This window comes from Variovorax sp. 20P10.2.4 (assembly GCF_058244205.1).
Window position 1 is genome coordinate 1 of sequence record NZ_JBZAYE010001016.1, and the last position, 1,757, is coordinate 1,757.

The window sequence follows — 1,757 nt, forward strand, 5'->3', positions numbered from 1 at the left end:
TGCCGTCGCTGCGCCAGAGCTCGATGCCGTGCGTGCCGTCCTCGGCCGCGAAGTAGAGCGTGCCGCCCACGGCCGTGAGATGCGCGGGCCGCGACGCGCCCTCGCCGGGCCGGATGTCCTTGACCATGCGCGTGCCGGCTTCGCTGCCGTCGCTGGTCCAGAGCTCGATGCCATGTTGGCCATCGTTCGCGGTGAACCAGAGCCGGTCGCCGATCGCCACGAGGTTCTCGAGGTTGCTGTCCTCCGCGCCCGGGCGGATGTCCTTCACCAGCCGCGTGCTCTCGGGCGTGCCCTCGCTGACCCAGAGCTCGTGGCCGTGCGCGCGGCTGGTGGCGGTGAAGAACAGCCGCGGGCCGGCCACCGTGAGCTGGCGCACCACCGCGCCCGGCCCCGCGTCGACCGAGGACACGCGTTGCGTGCTGCGCGCATCGCCGCCGGTCTTCCAGAGCTGGAAACCGTGGCGGCCATCGTTGGCGACGAAGTACAGCGCATCGCGCCAGGCCGTCAGTTCGGCCGGCATGGCGTCGGCCTCGCCGGGGTTCAGGTCGGTCACGCGCTGCGTGCCGCGCGCGGTGCCGTCGCTGCGCCACAGCTCGAGGCCGTGTTCGCCGTCGGTGGCGGTGAAGTAGACATGCGCGCCGAAGCGCGTCTGCCAGCTCGGGAAGGCGCCACGAAAGCCGGGGCGGATGTCCTTCAGCAGCACGGTGCCGGCAGTGGTGCCGTCGCTGCTCCAGAGCTCCTGTCCGGTGGCCACGTGGAAGGCGGAGAACAGCACGCGCGGGCCCAGCCGCACCAGGCCGGTCGGCCCGACGAAGGCGCGCGGCTGCAACTGCTCGGGCAGCACGTCGCGCGCCGGATCCTGTGCCGACGCCGCCAGCGGAGCGAGCAGCGCGAGCGCGGCGCACAACGCGCGCAGCCGGCAGCGTGCAGGGAGAAGGGAGTGCGCGCGCATCAGCCGCCGAACCATTTGGCGGGCACCGTCACCAGCTGCGGGAACAGCACCATGAGGAACATGATCGCGAACTCCGCCACCATGAAGGGCAGCACGCCGCGCGTGACCTCGTCCATGCGCATGCGGCCCACGCCCGCCACCACGTTGAGCACCACGCCCACCGGCGGCGTGATCAGCCCGATCGAGTTGTTGATGATGAACATCACGCCGAAGTAGACCGGGTCGATGCCGGCCGCCACCACCACCGGCATCAGCACCGGCGTGAGGATCAGGATGGTCGGCGTCATGTCCATCGCCGTGCCCACCGCCATCACCAGCAGCATGATCGCGATCATCAGCACGATCTTGTTGCCCATGAAGGGCTCGAGCAGCGCCACCACCTTGGCGGGCAGGTCGGCCACCGTGATCAGCCAGGCGCTGACCATCGCGGCGGCGATCAGGAACATCACGACCGCGCTGGTCTTGGCGGCGCTCACGAAGATCTTGTAGAGGTCGGGAAAGCGCAGCTCGCGGTAGACCACGGTGGCCACGAAGAGCGCGTAGACGGCGGCCACCACGGCCGCCTCGGTGGGCGTGAACACGCCCATGCGCAGGCCCACCAGGATGATCACCGGCAGCAGCAGCGCCCAGCCGGCCTCGCGCGCGGCCGCGACGATCTGGCGGCCGGACTGGCGCGGCGGCGGCTCGATCTTCTCGTGCCGCACCAGCCAGGCCCAGGTCACCCACAGCGCGCCGCCGATCAGCAGGCCGGGCACGATCGCCGCGAGGAAGAGCTTGGAGATCGAGACGTTGGCCGCCACGCCGA

2 protein-coding genes are annotated in these 1,757 nt (G+C 70.9%); both read right to left on the bottom strand.

The window, feature by feature from the left end:
* The coding region (locus tag AC27VN_RS40560) for an ELWxxDGT repeat protein (RefSeq protein ID WP_490880374.1) at window positions 1-952 on the bottom strand (952 nt) is incomplete at its 3' end.
* Window positions 952-1,757: TRAP transporter large permease (locus AC27VN_RS40565; RefSeq protein ID WP_490880375.1), on the bottom strand; the 806-nt coding region annotated here is incomplete at its 5' end. The genes AC27VN_RS40565 and AC27VN_RS40560, both read right to left, overlap by 1 nt.